The sequence below is a fragment of the Pseudomonas hamedanensis genome, assembly GCF_014268595.2.
Classification (GTDB): Bacteria; Pseudomonadota; Gammaproteobacteria; order Pseudomonadales; family Pseudomonadaceae; genus Aquipseudomonas; species Aquipseudomonas hamedanensis.
Genome location: NZ_CP077091.1, coordinates 5071123 through 5091738 on the forward strand (window position 1 = coordinate 5071123; position 20616 = coordinate 5091738).

23 protein-coding genes are annotated in these 20616 nt (G+C 54.6%); 16 read left to right on the plus strand and 7 right to left on the minus strand.

What is annotated here, in order from left to right:
- The first annotated feature begins 107 nt into the window (after window positions 1-107).
- From HU739_RS22130 to HU739_RS22155, 6 genes are all read left to right on the plus strand, one after another.
- Complete coding sequence (locus HU739_RS22130) at window positions 108-1358, plus strand: ribonucleotide-diphosphate reductase subunit beta (RefSeq protein ID WP_186529840.1); 1251 nt, start codon at window positions 108-110, stop codon at window positions 1356-1358.
- 42 nt (window positions 1359-1400) lie between these two features.
- Window positions 1401-1823, plus strand: a complete 423-nt coding sequence (locus HU739_RS22135; RefSeq protein ID WP_186551465.1) for a hypothetical protein — start codon at window positions 1401-1403, stop codon at window positions 1821-1823.
- Between the two features lie 9 nt (window positions 1824-1832).
- Window positions 1833-4346 (plus strand): MinD/ParA family ATP-binding protein, encoded by a 2514-nt coding sequence (locus HU739_RS22140; protein WP_186551466.1) that lies wholly within the window; start codon window positions 1833-1835, stop codon window positions 4344-4346.
- A gap of 439 nt (window positions 4347-4785) precedes the next feature.
- Window positions 4786-5319, plus strand: coding sequence for a BRO-N domain-containing protein (locus HU739_RS22145; RefSeq protein WP_186551467.1), 534 nt, complete (start codon window positions 4786-4788; stop codon window positions 5317-5319).
- A 113-nt stretch (window positions 5320-5432) separates the two neighbouring features.
- A complete protein-coding gene (locus HU739_RS22150; protein ID WP_186551468.1) occupies window positions 5433-6146 on the plus strand; it encodes an HNH endonuclease in 714 nt (237 codons plus the stop codon).
- 250 nt (window positions 6147-6396) lie between these two features.
- Window positions 6397-7383: a hypothetical protein gene (locus HU739_RS22155; RefSeq protein WP_186551503.1), complete on the plus strand. Its 987-nt coding sequence runs from the start codon at window positions 6397-6399 to the stop codon at window positions 7381-7383.
- An 8-nt stretch (window positions 7384-7391) separates the two neighbouring features.
- On the opposite strand, the gene HU739_RS22160 is transcribed toward HU739_RS22155, so the two are convergent.
- From HU739_RS22160 to HU739_RS22175, 4 genes are all read right to left on the minus strand, one after another.
- Window positions 7392-8582 carry a hypothetical protein gene (locus HU739_RS22160; RefSeq protein ID WP_186551469.1) on the minus strand — a complete coding sequence of 397 codons (1191 nt, stop codon included), beginning with the start codon at window positions 8580-8582 and terminating at the stop codon, window positions 7392-7394.
- Between the two features lie 111 nt (window positions 8583-8693).
- Complete coding sequence (locus HU739_RS22165) at window positions 8694-9386, minus strand: DUF6933 domain-containing protein (protein ID WP_186551470.1); 693 nt, start codon at window positions 9384-9386, stop codon at window positions 8694-8696.
- Between the two features lie 33 nt (window positions 9387-9419).
- Window positions 9420-9782: a hypothetical protein gene (locus HU739_RS22170; RefSeq protein ID WP_186551471.1), complete on the minus strand. Its 363-nt coding sequence runs from the start codon at window positions 9780-9782 to the stop codon at window positions 9420-9422.
- Window positions 9783-9851: 69 nt separating this feature from the next.
- Window positions 9852-10667 carry a sulfite exporter TauE/SafE family protein gene (locus tag HU739_RS22175; RefSeq protein ID WP_186551472.1) on the minus strand — a complete coding sequence of 272 codons (816 nt, stop codon included), beginning with the start codon at window positions 10665-10667 and terminating at the stop codon, window positions 9852-9854.
- Window positions 10668-10778: 111 nt separating this feature from the next.
- On the opposite strand from HU739_RS22175, the gene HU739_RS22180 reads away from it, so the two are divergent.
- The 4 genes from HU739_RS22180 to HU739_RS22195 all read left to right on the plus strand — a co-directional run bounded on the left by HU739_RS22180 (window position 10779) and on the right by HU739_RS22195 (window position 12676).
- Window positions 10779-11546 (plus strand): AraC family transcriptional regulator, encoded by a 768-nt coding sequence (locus HU739_RS22180; RefSeq protein WP_186551473.1) that lies wholly within the window; start codon window positions 10779-10781, stop codon window positions 11544-11546.
- Window positions 11547-11639: 93 nt separating this feature from the next.
- Window positions 11640-11957, plus strand: a complete 318-nt coding sequence (locus HU739_RS22185; protein WP_186551474.1) for an XRE family transcriptional regulator — start codon at window positions 11640-11642, stop codon at window positions 11955-11957.
- 43 nt (window positions 11958-12000) lie between these two features.
- Window positions 12001-12369: a type II toxin-antitoxin system RelE/ParE family toxin gene (locus tag HU739_RS22190; protein WP_186551475.1), complete on the plus strand. Its 369-nt coding sequence runs from the start codon at window positions 12001-12003 to the stop codon at window positions 12367-12369.
- Window positions 12359-12676, plus strand: a complete 318-nt coding sequence (locus HU739_RS22195) for a helix-turn-helix domain-containing protein (RefSeq protein WP_186551476.1) — start codon at window positions 12359-12361, stop codon at window positions 12674-12676. Before HU739_RS22190 ends, HU739_RS22195 begins: the two co-directional genes overlap by 11 nt.
- A 10-nt stretch (window positions 12677-12686) precedes the next feature.
- Here the strand turns inward: HU739_RS22195 and HU739_RS22200 are convergent, their stop codons facing one another.
- Window positions 12687-13742 carry an MBL fold metallo-hydrolase gene (locus tag HU739_RS22200; RefSeq protein WP_186551477.1) on the minus strand — a complete coding sequence of 352 codons (1056 nt, stop codon included), beginning with the start codon at window positions 13740-13742 and terminating at the stop codon, window positions 12687-12689.
- 213 nt (window positions 13743-13955) lie between these two features.
- Here HU739_RS22200 and HU739_RS22205 point away from each other — a divergent pair, with 213 nt between their 5' ends.
- Complete coding sequence (locus tag HU739_RS22205; RefSeq protein ID WP_186551478.1) at window positions 13956-14564, plus strand: TetR/AcrR family transcriptional regulator; 609 nt, start codon at window positions 13956-13958, stop codon at window positions 14562-14564.
- A gap of 242 nt (window positions 14565-14806) precedes the next feature.
- A complete protein-coding gene (locus HU739_RS22210; RefSeq protein ID WP_186551479.1) occupies window positions 14807-16126 on the plus strand; it encodes a methyl-accepting chemotaxis protein in 1320 nt (439 codons plus the stop codon).
- 151 nt (window positions 16127-16277) lie between these two features.
- Here HU739_RS22210 and HU739_RS22215 read toward each other — a convergent pair whose 3' ends face one another.
- Window positions 16278-17210, minus strand: coding sequence for a LysR family transcriptional regulator (locus HU739_RS22215; RefSeq protein ID WP_186551480.1), 933 nt, complete (start codon window positions 17208-17210; stop codon window positions 16278-16280).
- Between the two features lie 25 nt (window positions 17211-17235).
- Here HU739_RS22215 and HU739_RS22220 point away from each other — a divergent pair, with 25 nt between their 5' ends.
- Together HU739_RS22220 and HU739_RS22225 are read left to right on the plus strand one after the other, a co-directional pair.
- Window positions 17236-17940 (plus strand): CTP synthase C-terminal region-related (seleno)protein, encoded by a 705-nt coding sequence (locus HU739_RS22220; protein WP_186551481.1) that lies wholly within the window; start codon window positions 17236-17238, stop codon window positions 17938-17940.
- Window positions 17940-18245 (plus strand): antibiotic biosynthesis monooxygenase family protein, encoded by a 306-nt coding sequence (locus tag HU739_RS22225; protein ID WP_186551482.1) that lies wholly within the window; start codon window positions 17940-17942, stop codon window positions 18243-18245. Before HU739_RS22220 ends, HU739_RS22225 begins: the two co-directional genes overlap by 1 nt.
- Window positions 18246-18372: 127 nt before the next feature.
- Here the strand turns inward: HU739_RS22225 and HU739_RS22230 are convergent, their stop codons facing one another.
- Window positions 18373-18699: a DUF2025 family protein gene (locus HU739_RS22230; protein ID WP_186551483.1), complete on the minus strand. Its 327-nt coding sequence runs from the start codon at window positions 18697-18699 to the stop codon at window positions 18373-18375.
- 217 nt (window positions 18700-18916) lie between these two features.
- Here HU739_RS22230 and HU739_RS22235 point away from each other — a divergent pair, with 217 nt between their 5' ends.
- Both HU739_RS22235 and HU739_RS22240 read left to right on the plus strand, forming a co-directional pair.
- Window positions 18917-20044 carry a glycerophosphodiester phosphodiesterase gene (locus HU739_RS22235; protein WP_186551484.1) on the plus strand — a complete coding sequence of 376 codons (1128 nt, stop codon included), beginning with the start codon at window positions 18917-18919 and terminating at the stop codon, window positions 20042-20044.
- A gap of 155 nt (window positions 20045-20199) precedes the next feature.
- The gene (locus HU739_RS22240) at window positions 20200-20505 is read left to right on the plus strand and encodes a PepSY domain-containing protein (protein WP_186551485.1); all 306 of its coding nucleotides are present in this window, start codon (window positions 20200-20202) and stop codon (window positions 20503-20505) included.
- Window positions 20506-20616 lie beyond the last annotated feature (111 nt).

Sequence of the window (20616 nt, forward strand, 5' to 3'; positions counted from 1 at the left end):
GCATCGCTGCAAAAAACGACATCCAACGCGGTCTGTATGACCGTGTGAAAAACCAACCAATCAGGTTTCACACGGGCGACAGGCCCTCACGCAGGAGACGACACGTCATGCTGAGCTGGGACGAATTCGATAAAGAAGACAGTGAAGTCGCAACCGTGAAAGGCGCCAACGCCGGCCACGCAAGCGAAGCCAACATGGACCGCCTCGACAACGCTGGCGGCGCCGCGGCGCTCGAAGCCCGCGCCGTGACCGCCGACGACTCGGCCGCCGTGGCCCGCGCCAAGGCTGCACTGAACTCCCTCGACGTCGCCGAAGGCCTTGCCGAACTCGAAGGCGCTTCCGCCCGTGTCGCCGTTGACGAAAAGCGCATGATCAACTGCCGCGCCGACCTCAACCAACTCGTGCCATTCAAGTACGACTGGGCCTGGCAGAAATATCTGGACGGTTGCGCAAACCACTGGATGCCGCAAGAAGTCAACATGACCGCCGACATCGCCCTCTGGAAAGATCCGGAAGGCCTGACCGACGACGAGCGCCGCATCGTCATGCGCAACCTCGGCTTCTTCTCCACCGCCGACTCCCTGGTTGCCAACAACCTGGTCCTGGCCGTGTACCGCCTGATCACCAACCCGGAATGCCGCCAGTACATCCTGCGCCAGGCTTTCGAGGAAGCGATCCACACCCACGCATACCAGTACTGCATCGAATCGCTGGCCATGGATGAGGGCGAGATCTTCAACATGTACCACGAGATCCCGTCGGTCGCGAAAAAAGCCGCCTGGGGCCTGAAGTACACCCGTTCGATCTCCGATCCGAAGTTCGAAACCGGCACCCCGGACACCGACAAAGAGTTGCTGCGCAACCTGATCGCCTACTACTGCGTTCTGGAAGGCATCTTCTTCTACTGCGGCTTCACCCAAATCCTCTCCATGGGCCGCCGCAACAAAATGACCGGCGTCGCCGAGCAGTTCCAGTACATCCTGCGCGACGAATCCATGCACCTGAACTTCGGCATCGACGTGATCAACCAGATCAAAATCGAAAACCCGCACTTGTGGGATGCTGAAATGAAGGAAGAAGCGACCCAGATGATCCTGCAAGGGACTCAGCTGGAGATTGAATATGCGCGGGATACCATGCCTCGCGGGGTGTTGGGGATGAATGCGGCGATGATGGAGGACTACCTCAAGTTCATTGCTAACCGTCGTTTGTCGCAGATTGGTTTGAAAGAGGAATATCCAGGGACGACTAACCCGTTCCCTTGGATGAGCGAGATTATGGACTTGAAGAAAGAGAAGAATTTCTTTGAGACTCGGGTTATTGAGTATCAGACTGGTGGGGCGTTGAGCTGGGATTGATAAAATCAAGCGGCCCTATGGGCCGCTTTTTTGAGGGCGGATATGTTTTTATATAACGAATATTCATTTTATGAATTAGGTAAAACAGCCACAGGGAAAAATCAAAAAACTCTCTTGGCCGTTACTTACTGTACATTGGTTACGGTGGAGCTAATACTAAAAAGAGTTTTAAGCATCTCAGGAAATCATGACATTCCTGCAATGTTGAAAAATGCCTGCTCAGTAAAACCGAAACACCAAATTCAGCTCACAACATTTTCTCGCCAACTTAGAAACTCCCTGCAATCAATCTACGTCCAAGACAAATATGGCGGCTCTCGGCCCGCTCCGAGCGAGTCATACCCATTCATAAGATATTTCAGACATAACTCAGACTGGCCATCACCAAGCCAAGCCGAAGATGAAATATTTGCTCTACTAAATGATGCAAAACAAATTCAAGCCTTTCTAAAGAAAAATTTCTAGAGAGCCACGATGATTACTACTCACGAACTTATTGCTAAGCTTAACGAGAGCGGAGTCGAGTTCTCTGTTAAATACCTCCACCCCAACCTTTACATCATCAATGTCGACGAGCGATACAGCAACACTGAAAACGACCAAAGAATAGAGCTATTTGCAGCGCAAGTTAACATTGCTACGCAGGATTTCATTGAGCTTGAACACAATAGCAGTATTCAGTTATGTTTAGTCACGCCAGAAGAGCGTAACTCTGATTATTCATTCCTAGATGAAGAAAACAAAAGACATCACTGGATCGAAGTCCTATCTGGCGCAAAACAAGAAAACACTAATACTGCAAGAAGCTTCAAAACCTTGCATTTTTATGGTTACAAAGGAGGTCAAGCGCGCTCTACCGTTCTTGGCGTTCTTTCAAAATTTCTTGCAGATCAAGGCTATAAAATACTCATCATAGATGCAGATATTGAAGCACCTTCCCTCGACAAAATCTTCCAAACCAAAACCACAAGACTTTCAGAAACCTTGCTGGGAATTTGTCACTTCAGAACAGAAGTAAGCACAGCAAACGCTTACACACAAAAAAATGGAAAAATTGATCTCATAGCGTGCCGACCTGACAACGAAACATTTGATATTGATTTTTCCACTTTCTCACTGCACACATCTTTAGATCCCGTAATCTTAAAGAATGGGCTAACAAGAATTGGCGATTTCGCCGAGAGTTTTGGCTACGATTTTGTTTTTATAGATCATCGCACGGGAATCTCTGGTTCCGTTATCCCTCTCGCACTCAGCCTTCCGGGCCCGGTCATTTCGTTTGCTCGAAGAGACACTCAGTCTCTATCTGGAGCTCGAATTTTTAAATCGCTATTCAACCTAAATAGTGGCCCCCCCGGAATTTATGTAAGTTTCTCTCTTGACCCGGAATTTAAAAGAACCGGCCTAAGCCAAGAAGCACTTAAGATCCAAGAAGAACTCCTGATGCAGTTCCCGGAGGGCTTTCGCGCGGATGTGGAAGATGCCATTGATAGTTACTGGATTGATTGGTTCCACAATAAATCGCTCGTTAGTGGAACCATCCCAGACATAAGAAAATTAAACCCTGAAAACCTTTCTGCGATTAGGGAAATCTCCTCCGTTCTTGGCCTCTCCAATGAGCCACCACACCTGAGTAAACCTGAGACCCCGCCAATAGATCAGCCATTAACCAGCAGTGGTTCGACAGATCCTGGAATATATCTAGAAGCAGATTTTTTGAAACGCCTGCTTTCACCAAACTCTCCTATTAATTACATTTTGGGTCGCAAGGGAACTGGCAAAACCAGGCTCGTTAGAGAGCTGCACGCTCGCGGACTGGGGCGTCCTATTCTAACTGCAGCAGATTACAATCACGATGGAGGCATTGGCTCTGCTGCTGCCTGTTTCAAAACCCTAGTAGATCGCCGCCGAGGATCTCCGCAATCCATTTGGTGCGCATTACTTCACGCAGCAATTGAATCAAACTACGCAACCGCTCAAACACTCACCATGGAAGAGTCAATCACAAAAAACATAGACAGAGAAATAACTTTTCAAGACATAAAAACACTATTAAACGACCAAAACTACCAAACCGATCATTTTACATTTTTAGTTGATGGCATTGAAACTGCTTTTCCATCGAACGAAATAAAAAAGAACATTGAATCACTATTCAGCTTCTTACTGACAATACAATCGGATTCATTTCTTTCTCAAAAAATTACGATCCGCTTATTTATTCGTAGCGACTTAGCAAAAAATGCCATAGAAAACATAGAACAGCAATTAGACGGACGAACTATAAATCTCGTATGGGATGAGCAGTCTATATTCAACTTTGTACTGCTTAGAATAAATCAAAAAAACTGGTTTAGAACTCGTTTCCCAGAGGCATGCGAAAAACTTAAGCTCCACGAAGACAGGCTCAAAAGCGGAAACATTACTGCCGATGAGTACGAACCTTTATTAATGGAGTTTTTTCCATTAAAACTGAGAGCAAGCAACATTCAAACAATCACTTTTCTACGAACATATTTTTCCGACACTGTGGACTCAACCTACTCACCAAGACTTTATGATCGCTTCTTAGAATTTTTGACAGATCGCGAAAAAGTCCGAGTAAAAGAAAGTGAAATACTTGAAAGCCATCGACTTGGCCAAAAGCTAATATCACAGGCACATCAAGCAGCTTCTGAATATTACCTCAGCGAAGTTTCTGCGGAACTCAAGTACATGTTAAACCCTGAAGTAGACATTCAAAAGTTTACTGAGGGCTTCAATGGACTTTCAACACCTTTCAACGTTGAAGTATGTGTTCGACTACTTCATGAAAAGACTCGCATTGAGACGTCGTTGGTCAGGGAGTCAATGAATATAATGAAAGACATAGGCATGTTTGAACTCAGACCTGGATTTTCCGAGCAATGGCGAGTTGGAAGGTTATTTAAAAGTTCTCTCGGCATGAAATATGTTCGAGGAACAAAACTTACATCAGAAGTCAACTAAGAAGTCTCACCAGGTGGAACTCCCGCACGGGCTCCACCTGGAAATTAGCTCTGAAATACCAGACCCGAATAGAAAACTTTCAAACATCCTCAATAGATAACTTGACCGATCTAGGTCTATTTAATACTCTCTTCACTCCGGCGCCTAAGAAACGCCTCAAGTAGCGGCCTGACCGCTCCCGAAAGATGCGGCTTTTTTGTGCCTATGGATTCCTCGTGGGCGTAAAACACCTCTGCTATGTCGGGAGTGGGCTAATACAAGACCCGTAAGGGGAATATGTCCGGCCTTCTACTTGGGGTTTCTTAACTCCCGGCGCCTTAGCCCTAAGAAAGCTATCAAGTAAAGGTAATGGATATGCCTAAGTATTTTCTCTTCTGCATGAAGGAAATCGCCTACAGCTCTGCTGCTGAAATTATGCTTCCTATTCGGGAGGCTGATCATGCCTGACGCACACACTCCCACAGTATTTACCCGCCATAGCCTTCATCTGCACGGTCTCCTTCTCGAAAACGAACCATGGTTCAGCGCCCGCGACATCGGTCGCTTGATGGGCGTCCATCTCAGTGATCGCATGGTCGCCAAGCTGGACAAAGATCAACATCGTTTTTTGTGGATTGATTATTACCGGCAGCCTGAAAAGCTATTGATGCTCAGCGAGTCCGGCGTATATGCGCTACTTGTGTATCACTATGTCCCGGAAAATCGGTTGTTGCGTGAGTGGCTTACTCATCTGGTTGTGCCGACGTTGCGCGATGCGGAACGCTCGGTAAATACAGATCAGCCGATGTTGAGCTTGCTGAACTGGCCCGAAATGTCGCTGAGCCTGCTGCATTGGCAGGATGAGAGCTGGATTAGGCTTCGGGATATGCCCTACCTATTGAACGATCAGTCCCAACGGCGGGCTACGGCGGCGGTTCCTTGGTGGCGGAGGGTTGCGCAGGTGTTTCAGTCTTCGAAGCATTCGATGGGTTAGCGATGTGGTTGTCAGGTCTCGTGAGAGCCATCGCTATTTACTGTAGGAATTTTCCTAGACAGCCGTGATGGCCACTCAGTATCGTCCGAAGGTTTTCAACCCTCGGCGATTTTATGGATACGGAAAAGGAAAATAGTGGCTGGACGGACGAGGAGCTTGAAGCTTCGGTTGATGGTTATCTCGATATTCAGACTCGCTACCCAAATGATCAAAAATTTAATAAGTCCTTGGAGCACAGGCGTCTGCAGAGCGGCGTACTCGCCGGGCGAAACACAAAGTCGATTGACTATCGACTGCAGAACATTACCGCTCTGTTCGAAGATCTTGGGCTGAAAACGATCTCTAGCTACAAACCAAAGGTGAATCTCGGTTCAGGGATTACCGCGCGCCTGATCAAAATCCTAGAATCGAAAGGCCTCATTACACTGGATTCCGGTACACCTTCCACGCAAGAAAAATCATCACTTCGAAATGTACAACGAGCGAAACAACGTGATTTTGTGAGTGAGCCAGAGGGTGTGCAGATACCTCAGCAAATCGTCAGGACAACCAAAACCTACGCCCGCATATCCAAAGTCAAAGATTGGATTCTGTTCAACGCCAAGGGTGTCTGTGAGGGATGTGGGCAACCAGGTCCGTTTGAAATGAATGGAGAACCTTACCTTGAGGTTCACCACGTTAAGCATTTGTCGGACAACGGGACGGACTTCAAGACCAACACCGTAGCGCTGTGCCCAAACTGTCATCGACGCTGCCACCATTCTGACGACAGAGAGGCTTTCACTGCTTGGCTGTATGACAACGTTGGAAGACTCGAAAAGGAATAATCGCGGGTTATCTGACTAACCGTATTTGCTGTTCTTGGGACTGCTTCGCCCCCCAGCGGGAGCAAGCTCCCTCGCCACAGGGTGAAGCGTGGCCTGCAATGTCGGTGTGAATATTGAAATCTGGCTGATGCCGAAAATCGCCAGCACGCTAGCTCCCACAGATTCCGCATCTTCCCGAAAACAATCAGTGCAACCCACCCCGCCTCCCGCTATTAATACCCCTCCCCCACTCAAGGATCCGAGCCCCACCATGAAATTCGATCTCGCCTACTGCCTCAGCCTCGACGACAAGTTGTCGATCTATGATGTTCGCGATCTCAATTTCGATGAGACGGTGGCGTTTGACTCGGCGAAGGAACATTTCCAGTGCCCCAACGATGCCTGTCGTTCGGCGTTCGAGGCTTCCAATGAGTTGGGTACGTTCAACGCCAAGAATGTGAATTACGTTCGCACGCCGCACTTCAAGAATCTGCCGACTACTCAGCATGTGGCGGGCTGTCCGTATGTAAGTTTGAAGGCGTCTGCGTCTGGCGTTGAGACGGTGGATGGTGAGGTGGACGATGGTCGTGAGGAGCACTTCCCATCTGAGCTGCTGCTGACCCGGCGTGAGTATGTGCGCAAGCCTGCCGCGCCGGCGGGCGTGGCTGATGTGTTGCGCGATGATCCGGTTCGGGCGGCGGTGGACAGTGGTAAAGAGTCTGCCGGGCGGGAGTCGGCGCCCGACAAGACCAGTGTGTTTGCGCATCCGGTGGAGTGTTTTGTTTCTAACTTCGCCGACAAGGATTTGCTCAAGCGCATGCCGTTGAAGATTGGCGAGCATACGGCGCCGTACAGTTCGTTCTTCAAGAAGATCGAGTATCTGACGGACAACAAGGGGCTGATTTATTGGGGGCGGATCAAGAAGATTGAGGACTTTCACAGTGCCAGTTTTCGCATCGATTTCGAGGACAAGGTCTGGTTCAAGAAACCGGAGGACAGTAAGAAGAAGCCGTATCCGGTCAGCGTTTATCTGAACAAGAAGCTGATCGACAACTACCGCAAGCGCAAGGCGTTTCTGGAAGAGATCAAGCACGCGGTGGATAGCGACAAGGCGTTGTTCTGTTTCTTCTATGGGGTGACGCCGGAGTTGAAGCAGGTGCCGGGCAAGAAGAACCCCGAAAAGCCTTTCGAGGTCTTCAATGCCGATATCGAGAACCTGGATCACTTCATCATTCGTGAAGCGCCGGGTCTGGAGTGAACGTTAGTTCAGGGCAGTTGCAGTTTGACGGCGCCCGGATGTTGTTTGACCAGTGAGTACGGCAGGATTGACCAGTCGGGCGCATCGCAGGCGCGGGCCACTCGGGCGAAATACGGGCTGAGGTACAGGCCGCTCTCGGTGAAGTACCAAGGTGAATAGCCCCAGATGCTTTCATCGCTGTAGTCACAGGCGTTGTCATCGCCCTCTGCGGGCTTCTTCATTTCATTGGGGTGGAGTGTGGTGAACTGTTTGATCAGCCAAGGCACCAGCACTTCGCGCTGATACGTTGAGTAAGCATCGCTTTGCGCGGTGCTCAGCGGCTGGTCACCTGGGCTGTCGCGGTCGGCATGCAGAATTGGCGCGCCTTCTCCTGCCCATAACACGTCGCCCAGCGATAGCGGATGACCGGTTTTTACATCGATGTTGAGCGGTGAGTCACCAAAATCCGGATGCGCGCCACCGCAATAATAACTGGTGGAAACGTTCAGGCTGACCACTGCGGGGGAGATCAGTTTTGGTTCGACTTGCTGCAGGAAGTCGGTGTTGACGCCGCCTTGCATCAGGCAACCGTGATAACGGATAACCTCTTGCCAGAGTCTGGCGAGCAACTGTTGATTGACTTGCTGTCGCTCATCTTTGGGTAACCCGGACTCAATGCTGAACAGCGAGATCGTTGTTTCAGGTTCCGTCCACCACTGCAGTTCGTAACCCATGAAGTGCTCTTTCTTCGCGGCTTTGAGCTTGAGCCCCTGTAAGCGCAAATACTCGTACGGATTGCTGTGCTGCAACGTAGCAATGAACGGCAACGTTGTTGATGTCGGCGCAGGAACTTTGGCCTCGACCAACTTCACAGGGAGCTTCTTGCCCTTCGGACTTTGCCATTCGCCCTGCAAGCCATCGGCGGTCGCTTCCAGCTTTAACGTTGGCAGCGGCTGCTCTTCGCCATAGCGGTTTTCACCTTCTATCAGGCTCAGCGTGCTTTCATGCAACGTGCCACTGAGGAGCAGGTCGCGATGGTATTTCTCGTAAAAGTAGCGACCGACGACTTCGTCCTGTTGCTGGGTATTGAGTTCGAGCACGATCGGCGTTTTTCCCAGTGTGCCGGTGAATACGCGTTGACGGTCATCAGCATGAGCGGTGTAAATCACCGAGAACAGCGCCGCGACGCAGAGCGCCTGGCGCATCAATCCCTTGAGCATTGATCGATCCTTGAAAGAGGCAGGGCGGCCCCGACACTGGAACGTCGGGGCCGAAAATAAGGAAGCGGATTATGGCGAGGAGTTGTTCTGGAATCGAGCGCCATCACTCGATCAGTTCACACGCAACCCGTCCTCAAACGCACTAATCTCCCGCTTTGCTTCCGTGCGTCGAGCAAGCGCAGCCTGAACACCCGCGTCATCGACAGCACAGTACTGACGCAACCAGTGGGCGATCATTTCTTCATCCGGCCTGAAGTAATCCTTGCGCTCCTTGGTGTTTCGAATTTGCGCGTTCATTTGTGCATCGAAACCGATGGCAGCACGTTCGCCTTGGGGCAAACAGCCCCACTCCGCAGCGCAGTCCTCGAAAAACCAGGCGATTTGTTCGATGTGCTTTTGTGCACCGCGATGGCTGCGGCGATAAAAACGATGCTCTGCGCAGCTCGGCTCAAAACGGTCCGTCATCGACCCGGCATCAGCCCATTGCATGAGGTCATGATTGATCGCATCACGTATCAACCCTTCCCGCCAGCGCTCGATAAACCACGCCACAAACCCTTCGGCGTCAGCCTTTTTGGCATCGGCAAAGATCATGCAATAACGCGTTCTGACATGAATGACAAACAGCACATGTTTACGCTGGACGGTGATCGCGTGCACTAGCCACTGTTCGTCAAAGCTGTTCGGTTCATCGTCTTCTATAACTGGCGACGGCGGTTTAGCGCTCACCGGCGTGATTGTTTTGCCTTTATGGACACGGCTGAAAAACTTGCCGGCGGCTTCGGTGCAATTGAAGATCAACATACGGGTTCTCTTGGAAGCGCGGGTGGCACTGGGTCAGTCATCTCGAACAATCTCTTCTACCCATTCAATTTCGTATTGCCGACGTTCGATACCGGAGGTCAGTTTCTGCGTTTCTTCGCTCAGAATCGACAACTCCGCGTCGGTCAATAAGTCATGCGAGACAATGAGGGTCAGTTTCCACAATGCGGAGGAGCGAGCCAGGCCATCGAACATGCGGGCCATGTCGTGGTTTCGATCATTGATCAAGCCGTAAATCATGCCGTAACGGGCATGGGCCGACAGCGCACCGTGCTGGGTGATTGTCTTGGTGTCGGCGAGCACGCCCTGGCAAAATCGGTCGAGCGCGATCTTGCGCAATTGTTTGAATTTCTTCCAGTCACTCTCACTGATCGACATGAGTTTCCCCCATTTTCTGTTTAACCTCGGGAATGGTTCCTCGGGTTAATGTTGAAATCAAGCGATAGCTCATCGTGTCCACATACCGAGCATCACTATAACCAGCAATCCAATATAGACCCGGGCATGTGTCCGGTCAGGTATCCGCCCTATCCACGGCGCAGCCAATTTGATGCCCAGTAACGAGCCAAGCGTCAGCGCCGCAAACGCCAGCGTGTCCACGTACCCGACATACCAGACACCCAGTTCAGGCCCGGTGAACCCGGCCAGCGCCATGTACGTCAACGTCCCGGCCAATGCCACCGGCACGCTCAGCGGATTGGCCATGGACGTGGCTTGCGACATGCTCAGCCCGCAACGGCGTAGCAGCGGCACGGTCATGACGCTTCCTCCTACGCCGAGGAACGTCGCGATGGCGCCGATGCCTACGCCGCCCGCGGATATTTCCGTTGCGCTCAATCGCCGTGGTACGACACCTTCGGACTGCGTAAGGAATCCGCGACGTAGCAAGCAGTCAACGATGGTCACGCCCAGGTAGGCGATGAAGGCATAACGGATCACTGCACCGCTGACCCACATCGCGGCGATTGCACCGACGACTGCGCCCGCAGCGATGAAACCACCCAATGGCCACAGATAGTCAGCCATGAGATTACCCGCGCGGTGGTGTTTGCGCGTGGCGACCAGGGCGTTAACGGTCATCACACAGGTCGAGGTGGCAACGGCGATGTGCATCGCCGATTGCGCGATGGGGTCGTTGACGGCGTGGCTGGCGGTGAGCATCTGGTAGAGCAGCGGCACGACGACGAAGCCGCCGCCGAAGCCGAACAGCACGGCGCTGATACCGGTCAAGCAACCAAAGAACGTGAGCAAAAGATAGAACATGGCGAACGTCCGCGAATGGCGAGCGCACGACGATAGGCCGACAAGGGCTGGCCTGCTTCAGCAAGTCGGCCAATACTGTTTGCGTTCACGCCAATCGCTGGAAGCCGTTCGATGCGCAATATCTCGATCAATCAGTTGGACGACACGCCCCGCTCGGTCGTGGCAATCGGTACGGATTATTCCCACGGCCACCTACTCCCGTTTCATACGCATCGTCGGGCGCAATTGTTGTATGGCGCCAGCGGTGTGATGCAGGTCAGCACCCATGACGGTAACTGGGTGGTGCCGCCGCAGCGGGCGGTGTGGATTCCGCCGGGCATGGCCCATGAGGTGCTGATGCTCGGGGTGAGTACGCGCAGCTTGTACATCGAGCCTGGGACGGTGGATCTGGGTGGGCGTTGTCAGGTAGTTAGCGTGTCGCCGCTGCTGCGGCATTTGCTGATGGAAGCGGTTGAAGTGCCGTTGAACTATGACCTGGCGGGCCGCGACGGAGCGCTGATCAACCTGCTGTTACATGAGCTGAAGCGGAGTACGCCCCTGCCCTTGCACATTCCTATGCCGACCGAAGGAAAACTCCTCAGTCTGTGTCAGACCTTTCTGAACAAGCCCAACGCCCATCAATCACCACAGCAATGGTCCGAGCAGTTACACATAAGCTTACGAACCTTTAACAGATTGTTTCGTCAGCAGACCGGGTTCAGCTTTCGTCAGTGGCGGCAACAAGCCTGCGTCGTGCAAGCGCTGGCACGGTTGGCGGCGGGCGAAGCGGTGACACGGATCGCGCTGGACTTCGGTTACGAAAGCCCGGCGGCGTTCTCGACGATGTTTCGACGGGTACTTGGTCAGGCGCCGTCCGTCTGGTTGGAGGCGGCGAATTAGGGCAAATCAAAAAATGCGTTTGATCCCGGCCAAAAACAACTGTACAAAAATACAGTACATTTTCAATCAGCACTTTTGAGCCCGGAGCACACCATGGCCTCTCTTGCGATGAACCACATTCTCGAACGCGTTGCCCTTTTCCAGTTCACCCCCACTCACTGTGTCCAGGCCCGAGCGATGCTGGGCTGGAGCGTGGAACAGCTATCGCGCGAGGCGCAGGTGCCGGTTGAAGACATTCAACGATTCGAGGCACAGCAAGAAGTCGCGGATGCAGCGCGGCTGGCGCTGGCCTATCGCTTCGAGGCGCTGGGGTTGGTGTTCTTTCCGGGATTTCGGCCGGGGCGTCGTGCAAGCTTGAACGAGGTGAATCCGGAATCGGTGGGGCGTGGAGATTATGCGATGGCTGATTGAAAAGACAAGGTTGGTATTTATCCCTAAATAGGTATATTTTCGCATGAGTGCAAGGAAGCCGCTCTTGTGGGTCTGCAGTAGCAAGAAAGATCTCAAGCAGATGCCCACAGAGGTACAAGATGTCTTTGGTCACGCACTGGATCTGGCTCAATGTGGCTTGAGGTTTTCAGATGCAAAACCATTGAAAGGGTTTGGAGGCGCGGGTGTCCTGGAGTTGATAGAAGACTTCGACACTGACACCTACCGCGCCATTTATACGGTTCGTTTTGGCAGTGCTATCTACGTTTTGCACTGCTTTCAGAAAAAGTCGAAAAGCGGGATCAAAACCGCCCAGTCAGACATTGATCTGATCAGAAACAGACTTCGAGCCGCCCAGGAACATGCGAAAGGATCAGAAAACCATGGAAATTGAAGTAGGCAGCGCAAACGTCTATCAAGATCTGGACTTACCCAATGCAAGTGAAATGCAGGTCAAGTCGCAGCTCGCAGCAAAAATTGGCGCAATCATTAAGGCGCGTCATCTCACTCAGATTCAGGCGTCGGAAATCTTGGGACTCTCACAACCCAAGCTTTCCGAAATGCTGCGTGGAAAATTTCGCGGAATCAGTGAGGCAAAAATGATGGAGTGCCTCTCTCGTCTCGGACGAGATGTGCAGATCGTCGTCAAATCGGCCCCCCGATCACGAAAAGAGGGCCGTATTGAGGTGGTATTCGCTTGAAGCGAACCCATCAGGCATTCTGAGCCACCACCTCACTTTCCCCTTCAACCGCCAACCACCAAGCGCTGCCGCGTTGCGGTTGAGCAATGTTGAACGCCTCGCCCATCTGCGGCGTGGTGATGGCGACGCTGCGCTCCCACGCCAGTGCGAGGATGCGGTCGAACGGTTCATACCAGGCGTGCATTGCCAGATCGAACGTGCCGTTGTGGATCGGGAAGAGCCAGCGGCCTTTGAGGTCGATGTGCGCTTGCAGGGTTTCTTCCGGCTGCATGTGCACGTGAGGCCATTCGACGTTGTAGGCGCCGGTTTCCATCAGGGTCAAGTCAAACGGGCCGTATTGTTCGCCGATGCGTTTGAAGCCGTCGAAGTAGCCGCTGTCGCCGCTGAAGAAGATGCGTGTGTCGGCGTCGATCATCACCCATGACGCCCACAAGGTGCTGTTGCCGTCGAACAGGCCGCGGCCGGAGAAGTGCTGCGACGGCGTGGCGATGAAGCGGATGCCGGCGATTTCGGTGCCCTGCCACCAGTCGTACTGGCGCACCTTGCTGGCGTCGATGCCCCATTTGATCAGGGTGTCGCCGACGCCCAGCGGCGTCAGGAAGTAAGTCGTTTTGGCCGCGAGTTTGAGTACGGCCTCGTAGTCGAGGTGGTCGTAATGATTGTGCGAGAGGATCACCGCTTCGATCGGCGGCAGTTCGTCAATGCTGATCGGTGGCTGATGGAAACGTTTCGGGCCAGCCCATTGCACCGGCGAGGCACGCTCTGCAAAGACCGGATCGGTGATCCAGAATTTGTCGCGCATTTTCAGCAACAGGGTCGAGTGGCCGAGGCGATACACGCTGTGGTTTGGCGCTGCCAGCAGGTCTTCGCGGGTCAACGGCTGCACCGGGATCGCCGCAGCAGGTCGTGTGTTGTGTGGTTTGTGGAAGATCATGTTCCACAGAATCCGCAGCATTTTTCGCACGCCTTCACGCTGCACGGGCGCGTGGTTGCGAAACGACCCCTGATCCTGACGAGAGGCTTCAGGCGTGGAAGTGTTATCCGGAAGAGAAACTGGATTGGCCATGACTGAATGACTCCAGAAAAACCGTGTCACGCACGGTTTTTCACGCTGGGACGATAATAGGCCAAGCTGCACGCATAGGCCGAACTGCCCGGTTTTTAGACTGCGCGGATTAACGCAGCATTACACTGAGCGGTGTAGTTTCCTAGGTTGCATCAAAGCCGATGCCAAGTAAACTGCCAAGTGTAATTTCCTTTCCCCTGCCGAAGCCTGCTCATGACAGCCCCACAGCGACTCACCGACCGTAAACGCGAAGCCATCATTCAGGCAGCGATCAGCGAATTCCGCAGTCACGGGTTCGAAATCACCAGCATGGACAAGATCGCCGCCACCGCCGGTGTGTCCAAACGCACGGTGTACAACCACTTTCCCAGCAAGGAAGAGTTGTTCGCCGAGATCCTCAATCAGCTGTGGGCGCGGATCATTGCCGAGCCATCGGTCAGCTACAACCGCGAGCAGCCGTTGCGCGAGCAGTTGCGGCAAATGCTCCGAGAAAAAATGCAGATGATGGCCGATGAGAATTTCCTCACCCTGGCTCGGGTGGCGATTGCAGCGACCATTCATTCTCCGGAGCGCGCGCAAAACATGATCGAGCGCATGGGCGAACGTGAGGAAGGATTGACCGTCTGGATTCGCGCCGCTCAGGCCGATGGCCGCTTGCAGGCGGTCGATCCGGAGTTTGCCGCGCATCAGGTGCAGGGCTTGCTCAAGACCTTCGCGTTCTGGCCACAGGTGTCGATGGGGCGCGCGGTGCTTGATATCGAGATGCAGCACAGCGTGGCGGAATCGGCACTGGACATGTTCCTGGCGCGTTATCAGCGCTGAATCATTTTGTCGCCAAGGAAAGGTCCGATGGTGTACAACTAAATTCGCAAAAAGTTATACAAACTCGCGAAAAATTCCTTTCTTGTACAAGTTTATGAAGTTTTGTATAAGTAGCCAACTGCCAGTAACGGAACGCTGGCATTGAGCAGTCATCGCCGAATGCCCTGTGCGCACTTCGGTCTGCCGGCGCAGGAATAGGGACTGAATCCTTCGATTTCCCCCACTTTCCGAGTATCGCAAGCATGTTTTTCAACCGTTACAAAGCCGCCCTCGAAGATCAGCAGCGCACCCTCACTGAGCAATCCGGACTGCTTGAAGCCATCAACCGCTCAATGGCGGTGATCGAATTCGATCTTGATGGCGTGGTGTTACGGGCCAATGACAATTTTCTCAAGACCATGGGTTACACCGCGGACCAAGCCATCGGTCAGCCGCACCGGCATTTCTGCACCCCGGAATTCGGCCGCAGCGCCCAGTACAGTGAGTTGTGGTCTCGCCTGAAGAACGGTCAATTTCAGTCCGGCACGTTCGAGCGGGTCAACGGCAAAGGCCAGCCGATCTGGCTGGAAGCCAGTTACAACCCGATCAAGGATGCGGCAGGACGGGTGACGAAAGTGGTCAAGTACGCGATGGATGTCACCGCCAAGGTCCAGCAGGAAAACGAAGCCAATGCCAAGCTGCAGGCCATCGACCGGGCAATGGCGGTGATCGAATTCGACCTCGACGGCAATATCCTTACCGCGAATCAGAATTTTCTGACGCGCATGGGTTACACCCTGGCCGAACTCCGCGGCCAGCATCACCGCTTGTTCTGCCCAGCGGCAATGGTCAACAGCAGCGCTTATCAGGACTTCTGGCGGCGTTTGAATCTCGGCGAATTCTTCCACGGGCAATTCGAGCGCGTGGACAAACGCGGCCAGACCGTGTGGCTGGAGGCCAACTACAACCCGGTCTACGACGCCTCGGGGCGGCTGTACAAAGTGGTTAAATTCGCCTCCGACGTAACCACCCGCGTCGTCCAGCACGAACAGGACGCGCGCAGCGCCAGCGCCGCTTATCACATATCGATAGCGACCCGGAAAGTCGCCGAGCAAGGCACTCAGGTCATCCAGCAAGCCGCCAGCGAAATGCGCGAAATCGCCGACGACATCAGCCAGTCTTCAACCCTGATTGCGCAACTCGGCGAGCGCTCCGAGCAGATCACCGCCATCGTCAATACCATCCGTGCGATCGCCGACCAGACCAATCTGCTCGCCCTCAACGCGGCCATCGAAGCCGCGCGCGCCGGTGAACAGGGCCGTGGTTTTGCCGTCGTCGCCGATGAAGTGCGCCAACTGGCGGCGCGCACCAGCGGCTCCACGGCCGAGATATCCAGCATGATCGGCTTGATCCAGAGCGAAACCCGGCAGGCCATCAAGAGCATGGAAGGCACCCGCGAACGCGCGGCTGAAGGCGTGGCGCTGGCGAATCAGGCGGGGACGGTGATTCTGCAGATTCGCGATGGCGCCAGTGAGGCGGTGGATGCGGTGAGTATGTTTGCCAACGAGCGAGTGCCGGGCTGACGTGGACTGGCTTGGGTTCGCAGGTGGGATCAAGAGGGTGGCCAGCAATCAACCGAGGTGCCGCCTTCGCGAGCAAGCTCGCTCCCACATGCGTCCACAAATCCCCTGTGGGAGCGAGCCTGCTCGCGAAGAGGCCAGCATGAGCAACGCTTTATGGCAGGCGCAACGCCCGCCCCAGTTCATCAAACAGGGTCACCACCGAACGCAACGCCCGGCAATCGGGCCGGGTCAGCAGCCACAGCGCCGTGTCGTAACCGTGCAGGGGTTCGCTCAACGCCTGCAATCCGTCGTTGATCAGAAAGTCAGGCAATGCCGCCACGCCGAGGCCGGCGCGCACCAGTTGCGTCACGCTCAGCATGCTGTTGCAGCGATAAGCCGGCACCACCCCGGGCAGGTGCTGGCGCCGCCAGGCCACGGTTGGGTGATCCGGCAAGAACTCGTCCGGGGCAATCCAGGCAAGCGTCGTCAGATCCGCCCCCTCAACATTCTCCAGATAACGCTGACTGGCGCAGACCCGGTAGGAAATCTCCGCCAATTGCCGTCCGACCAGATGCTGCGGGGGTGTACGCGTCAAGCGCAAGGCAATGTCGGCATCGCGACGACTCAAGTTGGCGAAATCGTTCGAGGTACTCAATTCGATCGTCAGCGCCGGGTAGTTGGGCATGAACTGCGCCAGCGCCGGGAGCAACAAGCCTTGCAACACCGAATCGGTGCAGGTCAGGCGCACCGTGCCACTGACCACCCGTCCGCCCTGCTCAACCCCGATCCGCGCCGCTTCCAGTGCCTGCTCGGCGCGTTCGGCCTGCTCGGCGAGCGCTTGCGCCAGGGTGGTGGGCAGGTAACCGGCGCGGCTTTTTTCGAACAGTTGCTGGCCAAGCGCTGACTCCAGTCGGCGTACGGCGCGAAACACCGTCGACACGTCAACGCGCAGCAACTGGGAAGCGCGTGCCAGTGAGGTGCCGCGTACCAATGCGAGAATCAGCGCCAGGTCGGCATAGTCGAGTCGATAGTGCGTCGGTGCATTGATCACTTGGGTAAACGCCAATATTGAGTGCGTGAACGCCAATCTATAGTGGAGCACCATCCATCAGCAAGCGCAGGGAAATCCTATGGAAAATCGCGCCATTCGCATCGCCCTGATTGGCGACTACGACCCGCAGGTCACCGCCCACCAAGCCATCCCGGTTGCTCTCGAACGGATCGCCGAAGATCGGCGGCACACCGTGCAATTTGAGTGGCTGGCCACCGATCAGATTAACGCCGACACAGCACTCGATCTCTACGATGGTTTTTGGTGCGTGCCGGCCAGCCCCTACAAAAGTGAACAAGGCGCACTGCGCGCCATTCGCTTTGCCCGCGAACAACGGCGTCCTTTCCTCGGTACCTGCGGCGGTTTTCAGCACGCGATTCTGGAATATTCGCGCAATGTTCTGGGTTGGGCCGATGCAGTACATGGCGAAACATCGCCAGAATCAGAACGCGCGGTACTCACGCCACTGGCCTGCTCGCTGGTTGAAGCCGTGGACAGCATCCATCTGCGGCCCGGTTCGTTGATCGCCAAGGCGTACGAAACGTCTGAAATCGAGGAAGGCTATCGCTGTCGCTACGGTGTGAATCCACAGTTCGAACAAACATTGTTGAGCGATCGGCTACATGCGGTCGGCCATGATTCGGCAGGTGATCTGCGCGCTGTCGAACTGAAAGATTATCCGTTCTTTGTTGCTACGCTGTTCCAGCCGGAACGCGCAGCACTGAAGGGGCAAGTGCCGCCGCTGGTTCGGGCGTTTGTCGAAGCCTGCGGGCAGCGACGTTGATGACGGCGTGCTTTGCGGTGATTTTCACCTCGACCCGCACCGAGGGTGACAACGGTTATGCTGCGGCGGCGCAGCGCATGGCTGAGTTGGTGCGCGAGCAGCCGGGTTTTCTTGGCGTGGAATCGGTTCGAGGCGCGGACGGCCATGGCATCACCGTGTCGTATTGGCAGAGCGAGGCGGCCATTCTGGCGTGGCGGGATCATCCCGAGCATCGGTTGATCCAGGCGCGTGGGCGCTCGCAGTGGTATTCAGCGTTTCATACGCGGGTGTGCCGGGTTGAGCGGGAGTATGCATTCGGACAGTAAGGATGGCGGCGCCAACCAAGCCGCCTTCGCGAGCAGGCTCGCTCCCACAGGGATTTTTGTGAACGCCACAGATCCACTGTGGAAGCGAGCCTGCTCGCGAAGAGGCCCGCATCCGCACTACAAAACCTCAGCCCCGCACCAGACTGCGCACCGCAACGATCTCCGGCACCTCGACTTTGCTCATGTAAACCCGCAACGGCTCGGTGATGTTGATTCGGTCGTCGATGTGTTGGTCCAGCAGTAGCTGAATCAACTCACGCTTCAACGTCATGGTCGTTGCCGAAACGGGCGCCCAGACAAATTCACTGGCCGCAATGATGCCGTCATCGGCCACGTCCATGCCGAACGAATCCTCGCTGAAGCGCACGATGTACTGGCCGGTCTTGCGGTTGAGGCCGACGAAGCCCTTGAGATCGTCGGCGGCCTGGCAGATGAGTTGGGAGGTGATGCGCATGGTAAACCTCACGAAAGATGATCGATGGTTTACACGCAGGGCAACTGCGGCGCGCCCTCTGCCGGGGCGTCTGCCGAGGGCAAGCGTACTGCAAACGGCGCCACAAAAGTGCAGGAAAAATCGCTTTTAATACGTTTATGTCGGTCCTGCGCTAGCACGCCATCGATTCAGTTGTTAAAACGTACGTCTTGAAAAAACCTGCGAAAGGAACTCGACCATGCCTGCCACTTTTACCCAAAGCGCCTTGGTGCTGAGTCTGTTGCTCGGCCTCGGTCAGGCGCACGCCGACACCCACCCCGAGCCCAAGGCCATCGCTGCGACGCATGGCATCCCACACCCGGCGGTGATCGCCCACCGTGGCGCGTCCTTCGATGCTCCGGAGTCCACCGCGGCCGCCTACCGGCTGGCCCGCGACCTCGGCGCCGATTATCTGGAGCTGGATTTGCAGCGCAGCAAGGACGGCGTGCTTTTCGCCCTGCACGACGACAACCTGCAACGCACCACTGACGTCGCCAGCAAGTTTCCAGAGCGCAAAGACAGCCCGGCCACGGCCTTCACCATGGCCGAACTGAAAACCCTCGATGCCGGCAGTTGGTTCAACACCAAGTACCCGGATCGCGCGCGTGCGTCCTACGCCGGGCTGAAAATCCTCACCCTCGATGAAATCATCGACATCGCCCGCGCCAATCCGCAGCACAAGCCGGGCCTGTACATCGAAACCAAAGAGCCGCAACTGTTCCCCGGCATCGAACATGACCTGAAGGAAAAGCTGCAGGATCGCGGCTGGCTCAGCCCGGCCGGTTCCAAACTGGCGAAAAGCGCATTAGGCGTCGGTCAGGGCAAAGGCAAGGTGATCTTGCAGACCTTCGACAAGTCCAGCCTCGAACTGCTGGAAAAAGAAATGCCGCAAGTGCCGAAAATCCTCCTGCTGTGGGTCGGCGAAGGCAGCATCGAGCCGAAATCCAGCGTGACCTTTGCCGCGTCCGGCGAAAAGGACAAAGACGTGTTCTACGGCAAGCAGGAGCCGAAATCCGAAGCCGAGTTCAAGCAATGGATCGATTACGCCAAGGCCCAGGGCGCCATCGGCACCGGCCCGTCGGCGAAGCTGACCCATGGCGGCGATCAGAGTTACGCCGATCTGGTGCAACCGTGGATGAACCAGTACACCCATGACCAAGGCCTGCTGGTGCATGTCTACACGGTTGACGAGCCGGTGGACTTCGAGAAAGTCATGGCCGCCGGCGTCGACGGCATCTTTACTAATCGCGCCAGCGAACTGCTGAAGTTTTATAAGCGTCCAGCGTTTAGCAGCGTTGATCAGGTATTGAAGAACAACGGTTTTTGATCAGCAATCGAGTTGCCTGTTTTCGCGAGCAGGCTCGCTCCCACAAGAGCAAGTTGCTCGCGATGCCGGGATTAAGGGTGAATTAAGTTGCGCTGGTTAATCTGAACCCACTTACACAGATCAACCACTTCAACGCACAACCAAGGAATGACCCGATGAAAACTTTGACTGCCCTGTTTACTGCCGCTGCCCTGACCCTCACCGCTGGCCTGGCTCAGGCTGATGTTCGCATCGACCAAGTGCCGCAACTGGTCAAGGACGGCAAAATCAAATCGCTGGAATCGATGAACGCCGAAGCGCTGAAACTGCACCCGGGCGCCACGATTACCGACACCGATATCGATAACCACTTCAACGGTTATGAGTACGAAGTTGAACTGAAAACCGCTGACGGCAAAGAGTTCGACGTAGACTTTGATGCCACCACCGGTAAAGTGCTGAGCGACAAGCAAGACACTTGATAGACCGCTGATAAAAAGAGCCGCACGATTTAATGATCGTGCGGTTTTTTTATGGCCGGCAAAAATCATTGTAGGAGTGAGCCTGCTCGCGATATCGGTAAGTCAGCGACA